The 16,604-nt window shown below is 42.6% G+C and carries 15 protein-coding genes; 6 read left to right on the top strand and 9 right to left on the bottom strand.

Annotation, left to right across the window (positions count from 1 at the left end):
* Positions 1-64: 64 nt before the first annotated feature.
* Together EGC82_RS07150 and EGC82_RS07145 are read right to left on the bottom strand one after the other, a co-directional pair.
* Positions 65-1,387 (bottom strand): leucine-rich repeat-containing protein kinase family protein, encoded by a 1,323-nt coding sequence (locus tag EGC82_RS07150; RefSeq protein WP_244212579.1) that lies wholly within the window; start codon positions 1,385-1,387, stop codon positions 65-67.
* 238 nt (positions 1,388-1,625) lie between these two features.
* The gene (locus EGC82_RS07145) at positions 1,626-2,669 is read right to left on the bottom strand and encodes an alkene reductase (protein ID WP_124730154.1); all 1,044 of its coding nucleotides are present in this window, start codon (positions 2,667-2,669) and stop codon (positions 1,626-1,628) included.
* 145 nt (positions 2,670-2,814) lie between these two features.
* Here EGC82_RS07145 and EGC82_RS07140 point away from each other — a divergent pair, with 145 nt between their 5' ends.
* Complete coding sequence (locus tag EGC82_RS07140; protein ID WP_124730153.1) at positions 2,815-3,432, top strand: TetR/AcrR family transcriptional regulator; 618 nt, start codon at positions 2,815-2,817, stop codon at positions 3,430-3,432.
* Between the two features lie 138 nt (positions 3,433-3,570).
* Here the strand turns inward: EGC82_RS07140 and EGC82_RS07135 are convergent, their stop codons facing one another.
* On the bottom strand, positions 3,571-3,816 hold the full coding sequence (locus EGC82_RS07135; protein ID WP_124730152.1) for a TIGR02922 family protein: 246 nt from the start codon (positions 3,814-3,816) through the stop codon (positions 3,571-3,573).
* Between the two features lie 422 nt (positions 3,817-4,238).
* Between EGC82_RS07135 and EGC82_RS07130 the strand changes: the two genes are divergently transcribed.
* Positions 4,239-4,961 (top strand): YebC/PmpR family DNA-binding transcriptional regulator, encoded by a 723-nt coding sequence (locus EGC82_RS07130; RefSeq protein ID WP_124730151.1) that lies wholly within the window; start codon positions 4,239-4,241, stop codon positions 4,959-4,961.
* A 224-nt stretch (positions 4,962-5,185) separates the two neighbouring features.
* Here the strand turns inward: EGC82_RS07130 and hpf are convergent, their stop codons facing one another.
* The gene (gene hpf / locus EGC82_RS07125; RefSeq protein WP_124730150.1) at positions 5,186-5,545 is read right to left on the bottom strand and encodes a ribosome hibernation-promoting factor, HPF/YfiA family; all 360 of its coding nucleotides are present in this window, start codon (positions 5,543-5,545) and stop codon (positions 5,186-5,188) included.
* Positions 5,546-5,968: 423 nt separating this feature from the next.
* Between hpf and EGC82_RS07120 the strand changes: the two genes are divergently transcribed.
* The gene (locus tag EGC82_RS07120) at positions 5,969-6,619 is read left to right on the top strand and encodes a DsbA family oxidoreductase (protein WP_124730149.1); all 651 of its coding nucleotides are present in this window, start codon (positions 5,969-5,971) and stop codon (positions 6,617-6,619) included.
* A 120-nt stretch (positions 6,620-6,739) separates the two neighbouring features.
* On the opposite strand, the gene EGC82_RS07115 is transcribed toward EGC82_RS07120, so the two are convergent.
* Positions 6,740-6,997 (bottom strand): early set domain-containing protein, encoded by a 258-nt coding sequence (locus tag EGC82_RS07115; RefSeq protein WP_124730148.1) that lies wholly within the window; start codon positions 6,995-6,997, stop codon positions 6,740-6,742.
* Between the two features lie 275 nt (positions 6,998-7,272).
* Between EGC82_RS07115 and EGC82_RS07110 the strand changes: the two genes are divergently transcribed.
* Positions 7,273-7,710, top strand: coding sequence for an OsmC family protein (locus EGC82_RS07110; RefSeq protein WP_059746411.1), 438 nt, complete (start codon positions 7,273-7,275; stop codon positions 7,708-7,710).
* An 84-nt stretch (positions 7,711-7,794) separates the two neighbouring features.
* Here EGC82_RS07110 and EGC82_RS07105 read toward each other — a convergent pair whose 3' ends face one another.
* The 4 genes from EGC82_RS07105 to EGC82_RS07090 form a co-directional block, all read right to left on the bottom strand.
* Entirely contained in the window at positions 7,795-11,079 is a 3,285-nt protein-coding gene (locus EGC82_RS07105) for a S41 family peptidase (RefSeq protein ID WP_124730147.1), read from the bottom strand.
* Between the two features lie 202 nt (positions 11,080-11,281).
* Positions 11,282-12,130, bottom strand: a complete 849-nt coding sequence (locus EGC82_RS07100) for a hypothetical protein (RefSeq protein WP_124730146.1) — start codon at positions 12,128-12,130, stop codon at positions 11,282-11,284.
* A complete protein-coding gene (locus EGC82_RS07095) occupies positions 12,127-12,744 on the bottom strand; it encodes a sigma-70 family RNA polymerase sigma factor (protein WP_164839198.1) in 618 nt (205 codons plus the stop codon). Before EGC82_RS07095 ends, EGC82_RS07100 begins: the two co-directional genes overlap by 4 nt.
* 21 nt (positions 12,745-12,765) lie before the next feature.
* Entirely contained in the window at positions 12,766-14,622 is a 1,857-nt protein-coding gene (locus EGC82_RS07090; protein WP_124730144.1) for a vWA domain-containing protein, read from the bottom strand.
* A gap of 305 nt (positions 14,623-14,927) precedes the next feature.
* On the opposite strand from EGC82_RS07090, the gene purE reads away from it, so the two are divergent.
* A complete protein-coding gene (gene purE, locus EGC82_RS07085; protein WP_011636550.1) occupies positions 14,928-15,419 on the top strand; it encodes a 5-(carboxyamino)imidazole ribonucleotide mutase in 492 nt (163 codons plus the stop codon).
* Positions 15,419-16,501, top strand: a complete 1,083-nt coding sequence (gene purK, locus EGC82_RS07080) for a 5-(carboxyamino)imidazole ribonucleotide synthase (RefSeq protein ID WP_123884296.1) — start codon at positions 15,419-15,421, stop codon at positions 16,499-16,501. Before purE ends, purK begins: the two co-directional genes overlap by 1 nt.
* The last annotated feature ends 103 nt before the right edge of the window (positions 16,502-16,604 follow it).

The following is a 16,604-nucleotide window of genomic DNA, read 5'->3' as shown; positions in this document are numbered from 1 at the left end:
TCGAGCTAACAAACAACTAGGCTGGTTAAACCTAATGATGCCCTAGCCCGAGTGTGTCTAGCTGTTAAGCGATGCTAGCTAAACGTGGTAACAGCGCTTTAAAACTCGGTCTGGTTGATGAACTGTGCTGCAAGCAATCTTGCACTAACAGGCGCAACATTATCGCTTGTGGTCTGTCTGGGTTATCGATGAGGTTTAGCATGTCTTCGACCAAATAACCAAACGCCCTAACCTCAATAGCTTGCATTAATCGCAAATGCTGTGGGGTAAATTGCTTTAAATTTGAGGCGGCGCCAAAATCACCAAACAGCACGTTATCGTGAGTATTTATCATAATATTGTGGGCATAAATGTCGCCATGGCTAATCCCATTTTGATGTAAATGAGCCAAAATATCAGCCATTTGGCAAGCAATATGAGCAATGCGTCCCCAGGTAAATACTGTTTGTGCTTCAAAAGTGTCACGGCTACAGGTTTGCAACGACGGCGGTAAACCTAAATTACCGTAGCTTGGCGGAATAAGATCCATCACTAACCCAAGCTGCTCAGGCTGATTAATTTGTGCCACCACATTAATTAAATTAGGGTGCTCGCCAGCGGTTAAGCAACAATCAAGCTCATCCGCTGGATAACCATCACTGGTTACCATGCCTTTAAACAACTTAATGGCGACATCAGCGTCGCTGCTAAAGTTTGTATCAACTGAGCTTTCTGTATGGTGAGTTGCTTGATAAATTAATCCAGATGCGCCCTGCCCGAGTAACTGACCTAAGGTAAACTGGGTTAATGGCACTATAGGTACGCGAGTATTATCGCAATGTTCTACATGACTAAACGCGTTACCTGCAAATGCCAGCCACGCTAAATTAGGTAGCTCAAATAACCAATGTGGTAAGGCGGTAAGCTGGTTAGCCGATAAACGGATAAGAGCCAATTGATGACAATTAGCCATGCTATTAGGCAGTGCGGTTAATCGATTACCCGCTAACGCGAGTTTTTCCAGACGATGACACTGACCTAAACTGTCTGGCAATTGCTCAATGTGGTTATCGGTTAATATTAACCAACGAGTTTGTTTTGGAATAGATGCTTCGGGTACGGTGCGAATTTGATTGGCTTTAAAGCCTATCATCTCTAAGTTAGGACATTGACCTAATACGGCTGGTAGATGTTCAAATAAATTATTCGACACAAACAAGATTTTGAGTTGATGCAAGTCGGCAAAGTTATCAGGTAATGACGACAATTGATTATTGCTAAGATCGAGTACTTCTAAGGTGTCTGCTAACTCAAACAATTTAACCGGAAACTCAGTCAGTTGCTCCGCGATATTGACTCTTTGATTACCCAATAATAAGCCATCATTTAATTGCTGCAGTGTGTGCATCATGTTTCTCTTTGTCGAAAATTGCCGACATAGTAATTGACTGCACTCACTGAGACAAATTTCTGTCAAAAAAAGACCACAACAAAAGTTGTGGTCAAGACGGATGCTAAAAAAACAAATTGGGGTTGATGATCTTAGCGCCAATTCTCTCACTTAAAATAGCGATGAGAAATGGATTCCTACAAGCTACGTGTCAGTCACTTCTGTTGAAGCTAAGCACGCAAAATAACGCAAAACATTAAAACAATTCAGTCAGCATAGTGTCGGCATAAGTAGTTAACTCAGCCCCATCGCGCACTTTGGCGACATAATCAGGGTTGGCAATAAATGGACGACCTATTGCTAATAAATCAAATTTATTGTCATTGATCGCTGCACTACCGGTTTCTGCAGTGTAGCTGCCTACACCCACTAATGTACCGGTGTAAATACTGCGCATATAAGCTGATATACTGCCGCCTAAGTAATCAAACTGCATTGAGTCGTCAAAAATACCACCATGTAAAAAGGCTAAATTTCGTTTGGCCACTTCAGGCAATAAATAGTCAAATACAGCACGATCACGTGGATCTGCAGCCATATTGAAATAGGCCGCGGGTGATAGTCTAAGAGCTGTGCGATCTGCACCAATTCTAGCAACTACAGCATCAACGACTTCTAAGGCAAAACGTGACATATTTTCAGGTGTTTGGCCATATTCGTCTTCACGACGGTTATTATCGTGATGCAAAAATTGGTCAATTAAATAGCCATTAGCACCATGAATTTCAACGCCGTCAAAGCCCGCATCAATCGCATTTTTCGCCGCTTGAGCATAATCCACTACTAACTGCTTAATCTCGTCTAGCGAGGCAGCTTTTGGCGTTTGGTATACCAACTCGCGCATTCTAGGCACAGTGCCTTCAACAGCTTGGGCGGATGAAGACAATACATCACCACCACCAAAAAAGTGTGAGTGAGCAACGCGGCCGGTATGCCAAAGCTGAGCAAAAATTTTACCGCCATTTTGGTGCACGGCATCGGTCACTTTCTGCCAACCGTTAATTTGAGCTGGAGTAAATAGACCTGGGGTATTTGGATAACCTTGACCATCAGGGCGAATAATGGTCGCTTCACTGATGATTAAACCTGCTTCAGCACGGCGAGCATAGTAGTCAACCATCTTTTGCGTCGGCACAAGATCATCATCCGCCATACAACGTGTTAATGGTGCCATTAAAATCTTGTTTGATAATGTTAGGGTGTCATTGAGTTTGTAAGGGGTAAATAAACTGGCCGTCATGTGGTTAACTCCATTCTTGAATATACGTTCAAGATTAATCGTATTTGAATAGACATTCAAGTAATTTTTGAATAGTCGGTAAAATTTAGTTAGACTCGAGCGTTATGAGTTATCACGCTTTGTTGTTGACCAGAAGTGACCAGATATGAGACACGCTGAATTTAATAGAGAAACCGTTTTACGTGCTGCCATGAGCACCTTTTTAGTGAATGGATACGCTAAAACCAGCATGCAAGATCTCACTAAAGCAACAGGACTGCATCCTGGTTCTATATACTGTGCCTTTGATAACAAAAAAGGTTTATTTATTGCCGCCATTGAGCAATATCAGCAAGATCGCAGTGAACAGTTTGAGCAATTATTTGCCAATGAGCGCTCAGCAGTAGACAACTTAAGCGATTATTTAGCGTTAATATTACAAGAATGTTTAAGTGGTGATGCGACCCAATCATGTTTACTCACAAAATCGCTGAGTGAGATGGGCGAGCAAGACGAGCACATTAAACAAGTGACCTGCCAGTATTTACAACTTTGGCATCAATCACTGGCAAAGGTGTTTGATAAGGCAAAAACACAACAACTAATCGCCCAAAATAGTGATAGTCAATTTTTAGCTCAATATTTAGTGATGGGAATATACGGTTTACGAACAGTCGCCCACACCCAGCCTAATGGACAAGTATTACAGCCTTTAGCTGATAAGCTACTGGATGATTTATTACGCAATGAGTCGTTGTTGGGCTGCACTAACATCTCGAGCTAAACTGACAATATGCATCGGGGAAAGCACAAAAAAAGACACGTTATCGTGTCTTTTACATTGGTTGACTTCAATTTATAAGCTATTAATAACTGCTAAGCTCTGTTAGCAACTTATAAAATATGAGCAACTTATAAAATGTTAGCTCAAGACACGTTGCGAATAAACACGTTCGCCCAATGAGTTAAGTATTTTGCACTCGCCTTCTAATACCGCAATAATCGATTTACCTCGGCGAAATGATTCAGGGATCATCACACGTCCAGTTTGGCTGACTTGCAGATCGGTCATCACAGCATTATGCATTTCTAAGCCAACCGGGGCTTCATAATACAAAATAGTCACAGTCGCATTTGACGTTTGACCTTCAGCAGATTCAGGTTTCATATTTGGACTCTCATTTACAGCATACTAGTTAAGGGTCGAATTGATGCGGATCATCTAACTCATCAACTCATCTCAGGATAAAATGGATGAAACAATAGACTCTCGATATTGAGTTCACCCAATAGAGAGGTCCTTTCTCTTATTTTTATTTTTAAACACATTTGAGCTTTAAAACGATAATTCACTATTAAATAGTATTATCGATTTAAGACACTTGATACATAAACTTAACACATCTGATGTATAAATATGAATAATTATGTGCTTTCTGCATGAGGTACTTGTCGTTAATTTTGTCATATTTATGGTGTTATCAAGCCTATTTATGTGAAATTTAGAACCAGCACCTAAACAGCACCACTTATTCCTGCTAGAATCGGTGACAATTTTTAGCCTTAAACATTTAATAAAACGAGATTAAGATGGGCAGAGCATATCAAAATAAAAAAGAGTCCATGGCGAAAACCGCTGGCCAAAAGACACGTATTTACTCACGTTATGGTAAAGAGATTTATATTTGTGCTAAAGGCGGCGTTGACCCAGATGGCAACTTAGCTCTTCGTAGCTTGATTGCCCGCGCGAAGAAAGATCAAGTTCCCGCACACGTTATTGAACGAGCCATTGAAAAGGCACGTGGTGGCGGTGGTGAAGACTATGATACCGCGCGCTATGAAGGTTTTGGACCTGGCGGTTGTATGGTGATTGTTGACTGCTTAACTGACAATGGTAACCGCACATTTACTCAAGTTCGCCAAGCGTTTGTTAAAAATGATGCCAAGCTAGGTGGCCCAGGTACTGTTGGCCATATGTTTGAACATCAAGCGGTGTTTGTGTTTGATGGTGATGACGATGAAGCCATTTTAGAACTGCTTATGATGGCAGACGTCGACGTTGCCGATGTAGAGCTAGAAGATGGCATCATCAGCGTATTTGCACCCGTATCTGAGTTTAACAATGCACGCACTGTGTTAACTGAAGCCTTTCCAGAGATAGACTTTAAGGTAGAGAATTTAGCCTTTGTGCCACAAACAATGACTGAACTTACTGGTGAAGATATTGAAAGTTTTGAAAAGTTCTTAGCGGCTCTTGATGATTGTGATGACGTTCAGAACGTGTATCACAATGCACAGATTGATGAAGAATAAACAACGCTAACACTAAGGCTAGAAATTATAAAGCCTAGATGACGAGCGATAGCAAGCGGTGACGGTCGATGGTAAGACTAAGTGTTGACCGCTCTCTTCGTAAGCGCAGCGTTCGCTTGTTATCGTTTCCTCGCAGCCCTAGTATCTCGTTGTTATCTTTACCGAACCAAACAAAAAACGCAGCGAAAGCTGCGTTTTTTTTGGGAAATAAACCGGTTAATGGTTTATTTACTTAGGTCCATTTCTTGGACTTTTTCATAAGCAATCTCAGGTGCAGTTACATCTGGTTTTTCATGTAAGTCTGCTTTTAATTGACCTTTACGATGCTTTAGTGCCGCATCTAATTTTTTAGCGGCGCTCGTGATAGCGGGATACATGACTAAGTCAGTACCTTTAGCAGCAATGCGAGTTCCTTCATAGTTAGTTCTAATTTCAACATCATATTCACCATGCTCTTTAGCTATGATGATATCTAGCGAGATAAGCGTTGGGAAATGGCTAGCTATTTTAGCGAATTTTTCATCTACGTGTTGTTTGACAGTATCTGTAACATCAACATGGTGACCAGAAAGATTTATTTTCATAGATTGTCCTTAAAAGAATTTACTTGCCAAATTTATTGCGTATTACAACTGCATGCTGACATAAATAGTGTTGTTGTACAAATGCAGGCTGACATATTTAGACATCGGCATGTGCTTTGTATCACAAGTACTCAAACCTATAATGTGTTTTATATCTGTTTGTATACTTTACCAGCAATACTATTAATAAACGTGCATGGGGTATATCTAATTGACCTAACCCTTACATTGATTAAACATCAGATTACTGGTTAAGTATAGACACAATTTAGTCCCAAAGGTTGCAACTTTTGTGTTGTTTACACAAGTGATTACAAACCAAACAAATAACGACTAAAAGCAGTTACTTTATAGACAACTATACATTTTTTATCTTTTCAGGCTTAAGTAAATGAAGTCGAATTAATTTTTAAAGAGGATCCCATGGCAACGAATCAACTACAAATCGATATTATTTCAGACGTAATGTGCCCTTGGTGTATTGTCGGTTACCGTCGTCTTGAACAAGCATTGAGCAAATTTAACGATTTAGAGGTTAAATTGCAGTGGCACCCGTTTGAGTTAAACCCCGCAATGGGACCTGAAGGTCAACATTTAGGTGAACACATTGCAGAAAAATACGGTTCAACACCTGAGCAAAGCGCACAGAACCGTCAGCGATTAACCCAAATGGGTGCCGATTTAGGTTTTGAATTTAACTTTTCCGACTCATCACGTATTTACAACACGCTACTGGCCCACCAGCTACTGTATTGGGCTGCAGAGACGGGTAAGCAAACTGACTTGAAATTGGCGCTGTTTAGCAGTTATTTTACTGAGCAGAAAAACCCAGATGACATTGAAGTACTCATTGAAGCAGCTACAAAGGTTGGCTTAGATGCTGCTGAGGCACGTGCAGTGCTCAGCGACAAACGCTTTGAAACTGCGGTAAAAGAAGAAGAGCAATTGTGGATCAGTCGCGGAATTCAAGCCGTGCCTGCCATTGTGTTTAATCAACAATATTTAGTCTCTGGCGCACAAGACCCCGATACTATTGCAGAATTGATTACCAAACTGCTCGCTGAAGCAGCATAAGCCGCTTTGAATAAACACACAAAACCCAGCCTAATCTGGGTTTTGTGTTTTACGAGGTAACCACTTAAACCTAGTTCAACTTAGTAACAAATAAGCTTGGCGACTCAGTACTTGGACCTGTCACCGTAAAGCGATAGGTACTGGCGATTGTGACATTAAAATGCATGTTGGCGCCTTTTTTACTAAGGTTTTCAACAGCCCTTCAGTCACAGCGTCATCACCAACTATTGCGCCGAAGTCAATTGTCGACCAATCTGCTGTCGCGATTTTAAATTCATTATCACCAGCAGTTAACGCAATATCGACGTGGTAAATGACATAGCACAGCACATACGCATTCATTACAAATAGATAGTATTCCGTTGTTTGAAAACTCATAAATAAATAACGAAAATATATATAAAAGCATGATTAAAAAGATATTTAAATCGCATTAATGGATAAGGCTTTATCTACATTGTTTGTATCGATTTCGCCACATTTAGTGGTCGTTTCAGTTTGACTATTTGGGTCAAATTAATGGACATTAGGGTACGCTTGGTGTTGAATCAATAGAGATGTGTTACCGTTTGGTGAGTGACCGATTTTCAGAGTAATTCACGCTAAATTAAGTTGTTATAAACACCACGTCTATGTGGTTTGGGGAGTACAAAATGGGCTTTAAATTAACGGTAAATTGGCAGTCTTCACCAAGTGAGGAAGGTGAATTTAATCGCGATCATGAGGTTAAATTTGGCACTGGGCAAACGATTCAAGCGTCATCTGCGCCTGAATACAAAGGTAATGCTGATAAAGTGAATCCAGAAGAAAGCTTACTTGCGGCTCTGTCCTCATGCCACATGCTGACCTTTTTAGCGATTGCCCATTTAAAGCGGCTACCTGTTGCCAGTTATGTAGATAATGCCACTGCTGATTTAGGTAAAAATGAGGCGGGTAAAGTCGCTGTGGTTAAGATGACATTAGCACCTAAAGTGACGTTTGCAGAAGGGATTGAAGTTGACGAAGAAACGTTAGCGAAGATACATGAAAAAGCCCATGCAAATTGCTTTATTGCTAACTCATTAGCATGTGAAGTTGAAATAAAGCAGTAAGATTTTTTACAGTTTTAAGAATAACCCTCTCAACATTACGCTAAGAGGGTTATTTTTTATTGGTTTACTGAAGCCAATTTAAAGTTATTTGGCTTTTATGTCAGCTGCTTTACCTATTTTTGGCATTGGTAAGCCTTGTAATGGAGCAATAGGTTGTTGTGCTAGTTCATCTTTCAAATAACTAATAGCTGCGTCAAGCTGTGCATCTTTACCGCTAAAAGTGGCATAAGGTAAGTTATCAACTTCAATGTCTGGCTCAACCCCGTGACCTTCAACAACCCAACGGCCATCGATGGCATATTGTGGGTATTCTGCCACTCGTGCCATGCCTTTATCGGTCACCGAATTGCGACCCGATAACCACACTCCCGCGCCCGCAGTTTGCTTACCGATAATAGGCGCAATATTTAGCGCTCTAATGCCGGCAGAAAAAGTCTCACCATCTGAGTAGGTCATTTGATCAGCCAACACCACTAAATGGCCTCTGAAGGTTTGTTGCATGTTTGCGTTTGTGCTGCCATGAGTTGGCTGCCAAAATGCCCACGCACGGCGTAACAGTTTTTCGATAATCCAGCTGTCGATATTGCCACCACGATTGCGGCGAACATCGATGATTAAACCGTCTTTGTCGTAATTAGTATAAAACTCGCGAGCAAAGCTTTCGACATCACCGCTGCCCATGGCATACAAGTGTAAATAACCAATATTCCCTTGAGAGGCTTTGGCCACTTTGTCGCCGTTATGCTCAACCCAATCAAGGTAACGTAACTTGGCATCGGTACCAATATCATGGGGAGTGACTATGGTATTGATGGCTGTTTTACCACGGACTAAACCTAACAACACTTGCTTATTGCCTTGATTTCGCAGCAGTTGAGTTACATCGGCAATGTTAGTGATTTTCTTACCATTGATGCTCGCAATCACATCGCCTTCTTTCGCATCAACCTCAATGCGTGCCAATGGGGATGCCGACAACGGTAACTCTGGGTCTGTTTGATAAATATGGCTTATCACCACACCTTTATCGGTTTGTGTCAGCCTAGCGCCTAACGCAGCTGCTTTGGCTGCATCGGAATCTTGGGCAATATCGCCACCACGCACTTGTGAATGTAACGAGTTCAGTTCACCCATCATTTGGGTGAAAATATCATTGAGCTCATTACGATCGGTCAGTCTGTCGACCAAAGGTTGATATTTAGCTTTAGCTGCTTGCCAATCTACGCCGCGCATTTTTGGATCAAAAAACGAGTCGCGATGCATTAACCACGCATCTTCAAAAATTTGTTGCCATTCTTGCTGCGGCGAAATACTTAATTGCCATTGGTCGGTGCTGACTTTGGCGCGCGATACATCGCTGGGAAGTTTGTCGCCGGCATCGACAATCATGAGGCTTTTAGGATCAGACTGTTTGCGCAGCATAATTTTACTGCCATCTTTTGATAACGAATATTGGCCGACATCTTCACCAAAGGTGTCGACTTTAATATTAAGCGAATCGAACTTAACCAGTTTTAGCTCGCTTTTGTCTTGGCTACCATCCAATAAATACAGCTTATCTTTGGTTGCGGTTAAGCTATTGTAGTTACCTGCATCAACTGGCACTTGCCATAAGCGTTGGTTTAATCCGTCCCACTCAACTTTGACTTTTGCTGGGGTGTCTTGGTCTTTACTGTCAGCTTTTTTAGCGTCTTTGTTAACGGTAAGCTCGGTTGGTTTGGCAAACGGAAATGATGCTTTAGCATCTAATGCTAAGGCAAACACTTGAGTGCGTTTATCAAATATCGGCCCCATGTTACGGTCGCCCCAAGGCGAGCCAGGATTGGCTTTAAATTCGCGGTTAGACAAGAAATACAACCATTTACCATCGTGACTAAAGCTAGGAGAAAACGACTCATATTTGTCTGTGGTCAAGGTTTGTGATTTTGATTCGTTAATGGAATACAACACAATTTGCGGACGTTGCTTACCGATTTCGGCCTTGGTTAGCGCGATAAATTGACTGTCGCCAGACCATTTTATGTCTTGGTAAGGGCCTAAACCCTCGCCATTTTGAATGATTTTTTGGTTATTGTTGCGGCTTAAATCAAGTAACCATACATTGCCCATGTAATCGTCATGCACTAAATAACGGCCATTGGGAGATAACGACAAGCTGGTGCGTAAGGTGCTGCCATCTTTAGTGAGCTGCTTAGCACCAGCAGAACCGTCGGCAGGATATTGCCAAATTTCTTGTTCGCCAGATGCATCGCTAATGCCATAAACCCATTTGCCGTCATCACTTAACAATGCATCGCGTACACGACTATCGGCGGGTGAGTCTATTTGCACTAAACGACGACCGTCGTTGCTGGCAATAGCGACATGGCTACGGGCCGTTATTACTACGTTATCGCCTTGATGAGATAATACTGTCGAGGTGGCGTAATCCATTGGGTCGTTAACCCACTGCTCGCGGCGATGAGTAAAGTCGCTGGTAAGCTCGATGGCTACTGTAGATTCTGCAAGATCGGCTAAGTTAAGCAACTTAATGTCGGCGCCCTGCTGAAACACAATACGGCCGTTATTAAGCTGAGCGTCACGCACTTGCCAGTCGCTGTATTGAGTGTGTTGCTTAATGTCTTTACCATCTAGGGTCATTGACCAAATGTTGTCATTGCCAGATTGATCACTGACAAAGTAAACACGCTGGTTCCATAGCATTGGCTGTTTAACCGAGCCTTCATGGGCGCTGGTTAACTGCTGCGCTTCTTGTTTACTGCCTAACTTATAACGCCAAATTTCGCCTTTGGCGCCGCCGCGATACACTTTGACATTGTCGCCGCTAACTTGCAGACCAAATTGGGTAAAATAAACATATTCACCTTTATCATCAATGGTGCCTTCGACTGCGTCAGCTAACGGTAAATCAGTAATGGTTAAGGATTGTGGATCAACGGTTTTAAGCACCCAAAAGTTAGCCGGGCCAAAGGCGTTGTCGGTTGAATACAATACTTCGCCAGACGCTGTCCAGCCTTGCAGACGTACTCGGCTGTTTTCAAAGCTCACACGTTTAGCTACGCCGCCTGCAATTGGCATGACATACACTTCAGTTGCGCCTTCATAATTAGCCGTATACGCAACCCATTTGCCATCTTTTGAGATGGTTGCGTCCATTTCTTCGGCAGCCAAACTGGTTAAGCGGCTGGCTTTGGTTTGATTGAGTTGCTTAGTCCAAAGATCGCCTTCGGCAGTAAACACTAAGGTTTGATCGTTTAAGGCTGGAGCACGGTAATAACCTTGATTTGAGGCGTTGGCGAATATCATTGATGAACACGCTAAAGTGCCTAGTGCCAACATACAATGCGCAACGGAGCGACGAAGTTTCATGGTGAGGAGCTTCCTTATAAAGTCGATAAATAGAGATAACGCGTTATCGAGTAGGCTATTTTTATTGATTGATTCACGTTATCAGAGTTATGCCAATTGTTGCAGTACAAAAATGTAACTAAGCTCTACAGGAAACAAAAACGGCTAAGCAATAATTGCTTAGCCGTTGGTATTTTACCGTCTTACTGTTCTGGTATTTTGCTTACTGCGAAGTCAGTTGCAGTACAATTTTATGGTATTGCTCATAAAGTGGATGCGACGGATCTGATAGCTCAGGGAAGCGTTGATCGATGGTGATCATATAACGCTCAGCCTGAATCAGTTTATTGTCGGCCATTAATACTTTTAAACGAGCCAAAGCAACATCAGCAGTATCTAACTCAATGTCACCTTTTAACGAACCATTAAATGACTGTTTCACTTGTTGCACCTCCTTGTCATGGCTACGTGATTGCAGCTCTAATGCTTTCTTTTGTGCTTCTGCATTTACTTTGGCAGGTGCTGGCGCGGCACTCATTACCGCGGACGATTTATCTGCCATTTGAGATTCAATGGTTCCGTTGCTATCAGACCGATTGTTATCAGATGCTTCACTGACTACATCACGATTAACACGTTCACTATTCATTGGCGCTGAACTCATCGACAATCCCTGTACGGCAATCGATTCTGCGGCTGTGGCATCTTCAACTGGTGATTCTGTTACTTTAGGTACATCCGATGTCGATTTGACCTGCTTAAATGATGACTGCTGAGCAGGTACGCTTTGTTCCGAGTCTGTGCCAAGGTGTTTTTGCAAACTTGGATTTAATATAAATAATCCCGCCACCAGCAACACTGAGGCAGCACTTGAGTACACCCAAGCATTGCGTTGCCAGATTGATTTTTTAGTTGAACTCACTTTAGTGACGTTAACCCCCGAACGCGCCTTGGCTAATATGGCTTCATCAAGTTCTGCAGAGGGTTGCTCTAATGGTTGTTGATGATAAGCATCTTTGATTTCAGTTTGTAATGCAGTGAACTCTGCATCATGATCTTGTTGCTGACTCATAATGTTGTCTCCTGCCTTTGATTAGCAATACATTGCTTAATACTTTGATAAGCATAACGAATACGACTTTTAGTTGCTTCTAAAGTCACATTGGCAATGTCGCTTATCATGGCGGCGGTCATGCCCATTTCAATGTTGAGTAAAAAAGCCTCTTTTTGCACTGCGGGTAACTTAGCAATGCAACCCTTCATCATATCGGCTTGTTGCTGCTGCTCAACTTGTGGCTCGGGCGAAGCTTGATCGTCGGCTTGTAAGCTGTCCATGGTTTCATCTTCACCAAGCGGGGTAACCTTATCGAGAGGCTTAACGGCTCGCACGTGGTCAATCAATAAATTATGGGCAATTTTATATAACCAAGTGGTGAATTTAGCCGTGACTTGATATTGCTTCGCCGCATTAATCACCTTACCCCAGGTATCTTGATACAAATCTTCGGCTAGCTGCTGGTCATGTAATTGACGCACAAAATATCGGTACAAAGGGCCTTTGTGTTTAAGGTATAAGGCTTCGAACGCGCGTACGTCACCGGCTTGGTAGTCGAGCATCAGTTGCTCGTCACTTCCCACTTGAGGAATTAATGACTCATCCTTAGGGTGTATTGATGTTGGCACCATTTTATCCTTTTTGTGACGCATTTATTGGCTAACCCAACGAGTTTCAGGTTCAGTCATCAAAACCTGCTTATCGAGTACACTTGCAGTTTTTAACATTTGCACAAACTCATGGCGATAGCCAAAACGGTCTTGGCCCATTGCAGACTCAGCAAGTGTAATTAACTTAGCATAATCAGTATCGTGGACATAATTATTCTGGTTAAGCAGCTGACCAAAACCTGCAACTGCCGCAGCAAATCTAAAATCGTCACTGGCTTGGTGTAAATGCGTTAGCTGCTGCTCACGGTTAATGGGGTAAGTGATTAATTGACTGTCTTGTTCGCCAATCGCTTTATAACGCAGCTTTAAATAAGCCACTTCATTTGCGGTATGTGGATGAACTTTAGCATCATCTATTTGCGTCGATTCTGTGGCGGTATAACGCAGCGGATCAACTAGGCGATTATGACTGTCGTTATAACGAATTTCATATAGCGCAGTAACAGTATGACCCGCACCAATTTCGCCAGCATCAACAGCATCGTTATTAAAATCACTGCGATTTAACAAGCGGTTTTCGTAACCAATCAGTCGGTACTCAGACACCACCGCAGGGTTAAACTCAATTTGCACTTTGACATCGTGAGCAATGGTTAACAGTGTGGCACTAAGTTGATCAACTAGCACTTTTCGTGCTTCATTTAAGGTGTCGATAAAGGCATATTGTCCGTTAGCTTTATTGGATAGTTGCTCCAACAAATGGTCGTTGTAACTGGCAGTACCCGAACCTAGTCCAAAACCAAGCGTTGATAAGCCAATACCCTTTTTGCTTTGACTGGCAACGAAATCGACCAATTGTTGATGATCTGTCATCCCCAAGTTAAAGTCACCGTCGGTGGCTAATATGACTCGGTTACTGCCATTTTCGATAAAGTGCTTTTGGGCTAATTGATACGCCAACTGAATACCTTGGCTACCGTTAGTGCCACCTTGCGCATTTAACTGACTTAGGGCTGTTTTAATGGCGGTAAAGTCATTACCTGCGACACCGTCAAGGACGACACCACTGGCACCGGCGTACACCACAATCGATACTTTATCTTGCGCCGATAATTGCTGACTCAGCATTAGCATGGCTTGTTTCAATAATGGCAATTTATCAGCAGACGACATAGAGCCTGACACATCAAGTAATAACACCAAGTTACTTGCGCCAAGCTTATCAGGCGCAACATCAAACCCTTTAAGGCCAATACGTAATAACTGAGTATCTGCATTGTAAGGTGATGGTGCTAATTCAGTATTGACACTAAATGGCTGCTCAGTGTTTGTCGGTAATGGGTAGTCATAGCTGAAATAATTGACTAACTCTTCTACCCTAACGGTATTCTTAGTCGGCAGTTGGCCTTGATTGATTAATCTGCGCGTTGTGCTGTAACTGCCAGTATCAACATCAATTGAAAATGTCGATACTGGTGTTTCGCCAGCAACCATATTGCCGTTTTGCACTACCGACTCAAACTTATCATTAATCGTTGGTGCTAAAGAGAAATTGCGATCACTTACGCTAGCATGCTGAGAACTCACAATACGCTGCGCCATTGACGATGTCATGACTTTAGCACTGCGATGTAGCTCCTTTGAGCCTTGGTATAAATCAGCCTGTGGCTCAGACGCCATCACTAAGCCTGCTACCTCAGATAACTCGGGACGCGCTTGTGCAGATGAATCCGTTTTACTCGCGGATTGAATTTTAGAAGCGGGCTGATTTTTAGAAGTAGATTCGGGCTGATTTTGTTTCGCGCTGTCTTTGGATTCTTGCGCACAACCACTGATAATAATCGCACTAATCACGATGGCTAAGGCGCTGTGAGTGAGTTGTTTATGGGTATTGTTCATGGTTATTCCTCTAATCTATCGACTGATTTATTCATATTGGCCGCATCAAAAAAGTGACCTTGCATACCGCTAATAACGAGCGCGATAAGTAAAAGGGTTATTTATATACAATGTGTTTAAGTAGTTTTCGTATTTAGAAACTGAGTGTTAGCCTCAAGAAACACTGAAATGCAGCCAACAGAGCACGGCTTATGCTATTATCTAGCACCTTTTTTATCGCCTTAATATTGACGTTAACCGCCGCTGTACCCTACTGAGCGAGTTAACTAAATATACTAATAGAATAAGTACGTTAAGGAGTTAACATGCAAGCCCTAGTTGCTGTTGTAATGGGTTCGAAAAGTGATTGGCCGACAATGGAAGCCGCCGCTGAGATTATGGATAAGTTACAAGTGCCTTATCATGTTGAAGTTGTTTCAGCTCACAGAACACCAGACAAGCTAATGGAATTTGCAAGTTCTGCTGCAGATAAAGGCTATAAAGTCATTATTGGTGGCGCAGGCGGAGCAGCCCATTTACCAGGCATGATCGCCTCTAAAACGCGTTTGCCAGTATTGGGAGTCCCAGTACAAAGCAAGGCGCTATCTGGCATGGACAGTCTATTGTCTATTGTACAAATGCCGAAAGGGATTGCCGTTGGCACCTTGGCTATCGGTACGGCTGGTGCGTTTAACGCAGGTTTACTTGCTAGCCAAATTTTGGCGATTACCGATGCCGCTTTAGCTGAGCGTTTAGAAGCATTTCGTGATGAGCAGACTCGCTCGATCCTTGATAATCCCGATCCGAGAGAAGACTAATGACCTTGCCAAAAAATCTATGGGTATTGGGTGACGGTCAATTAGGTGCCATGCTCAGTCATGCTGGCCAACCGTTAGGCATTAATGTGCGCCCAGTCGATATTATGACGCCATCAGATGCACAATTACCGCTAGAAGCTGACGACATCATTACCGCTGAACGCGAGCAATGGCCTGAGTCGCAGTTAAGTTTACAACTCAGCCAACATCCACATTTTATCAATGGCCCTGTATTTGGTCGTTTAGCGGATCGTTTTAGCCAAAAAAGTCTGCTCGATGAATTAGCCGTCGCCACATCGCCATGGCAATTAGTTGATGATAATACCAGCACAGAGGCGCTACATCAGGCTTATGGTGAACGGGTATTATTAAAACGCCGCACTGGTGGTTATGACGGTAAAGGCCAACATTGGCTTAAGCAGGCAGAAGCAACAACCATCCCTGCCGATTGGCGTAATGAAGCCATTGCAGAACAAGCGATTAACTTTGATGAAGAAGTGTCACTAGTCGGCGTGCGCACCCAGGATGGCCGCTGTTTATTTTATCCACTGACACTTAACCTGCATCAAGACGGTATTTTAATGGCCTCTATCGCACCATTAAGCCGCTTAGCGCCTTTGCAAGCTGAAGCAGAAGACATGTTGAGCAAGGTGATGCATGGCCTTGAATACGTGGGTGTGATGGCAATGGAATGTTTCCGTGTTGGCGAACACTTAATGGTCAATGAGTTAGCGCCGCGGGTACATAATTCTGGCCACTGGACTCAAGCGGGTTGCCACATTAACCAGTTTGAACTGCACTTACGTGCTTTGTGCAATTTACCTTTGCATCAGCCACAGGTTAATTTCCAATGTGTGATGGTTAACCTAATTGGTGTTGATAAAGACGACCGTTGGTTAAGCCTGCCAAATGCAGAACTATTTTGGTACAACAAAGACGTTCGTGTTGGTCGTAAAGTCGGTCACTTGAACCTGTCTGTGCATAATAAAGCGATGTTAGATGACAGCATTAGCCACTTAAAAGTGTGGATGCCACAGCAATATCAAGCACCATTAGATTGGATTTTGGCAGAGTTTGCTTAATAGATTGGTTAAACAAGCGGGTTTAATTAGTTTGTAAAATCAATTAAACAAGTCATCAAATCTGTTTCTTAGGGCTTTACCTAAAGACACACGAAAAAAGGAG

The sequence above is a fragment of the Shewanella livingstonensis genome, from assembly GCF_003855395.1.
Taxonomy (GTDB): Bacteria; Pseudomonadota; Gammaproteobacteria; order Enterobacterales; family Shewanellaceae; genus Shewanella; species Shewanella livingstonensis.
The sequence above is the reverse complement of the archived record's forward strand: the minus strand, read 5'-3'. Positions and strand labels throughout refer to the sequence as shown.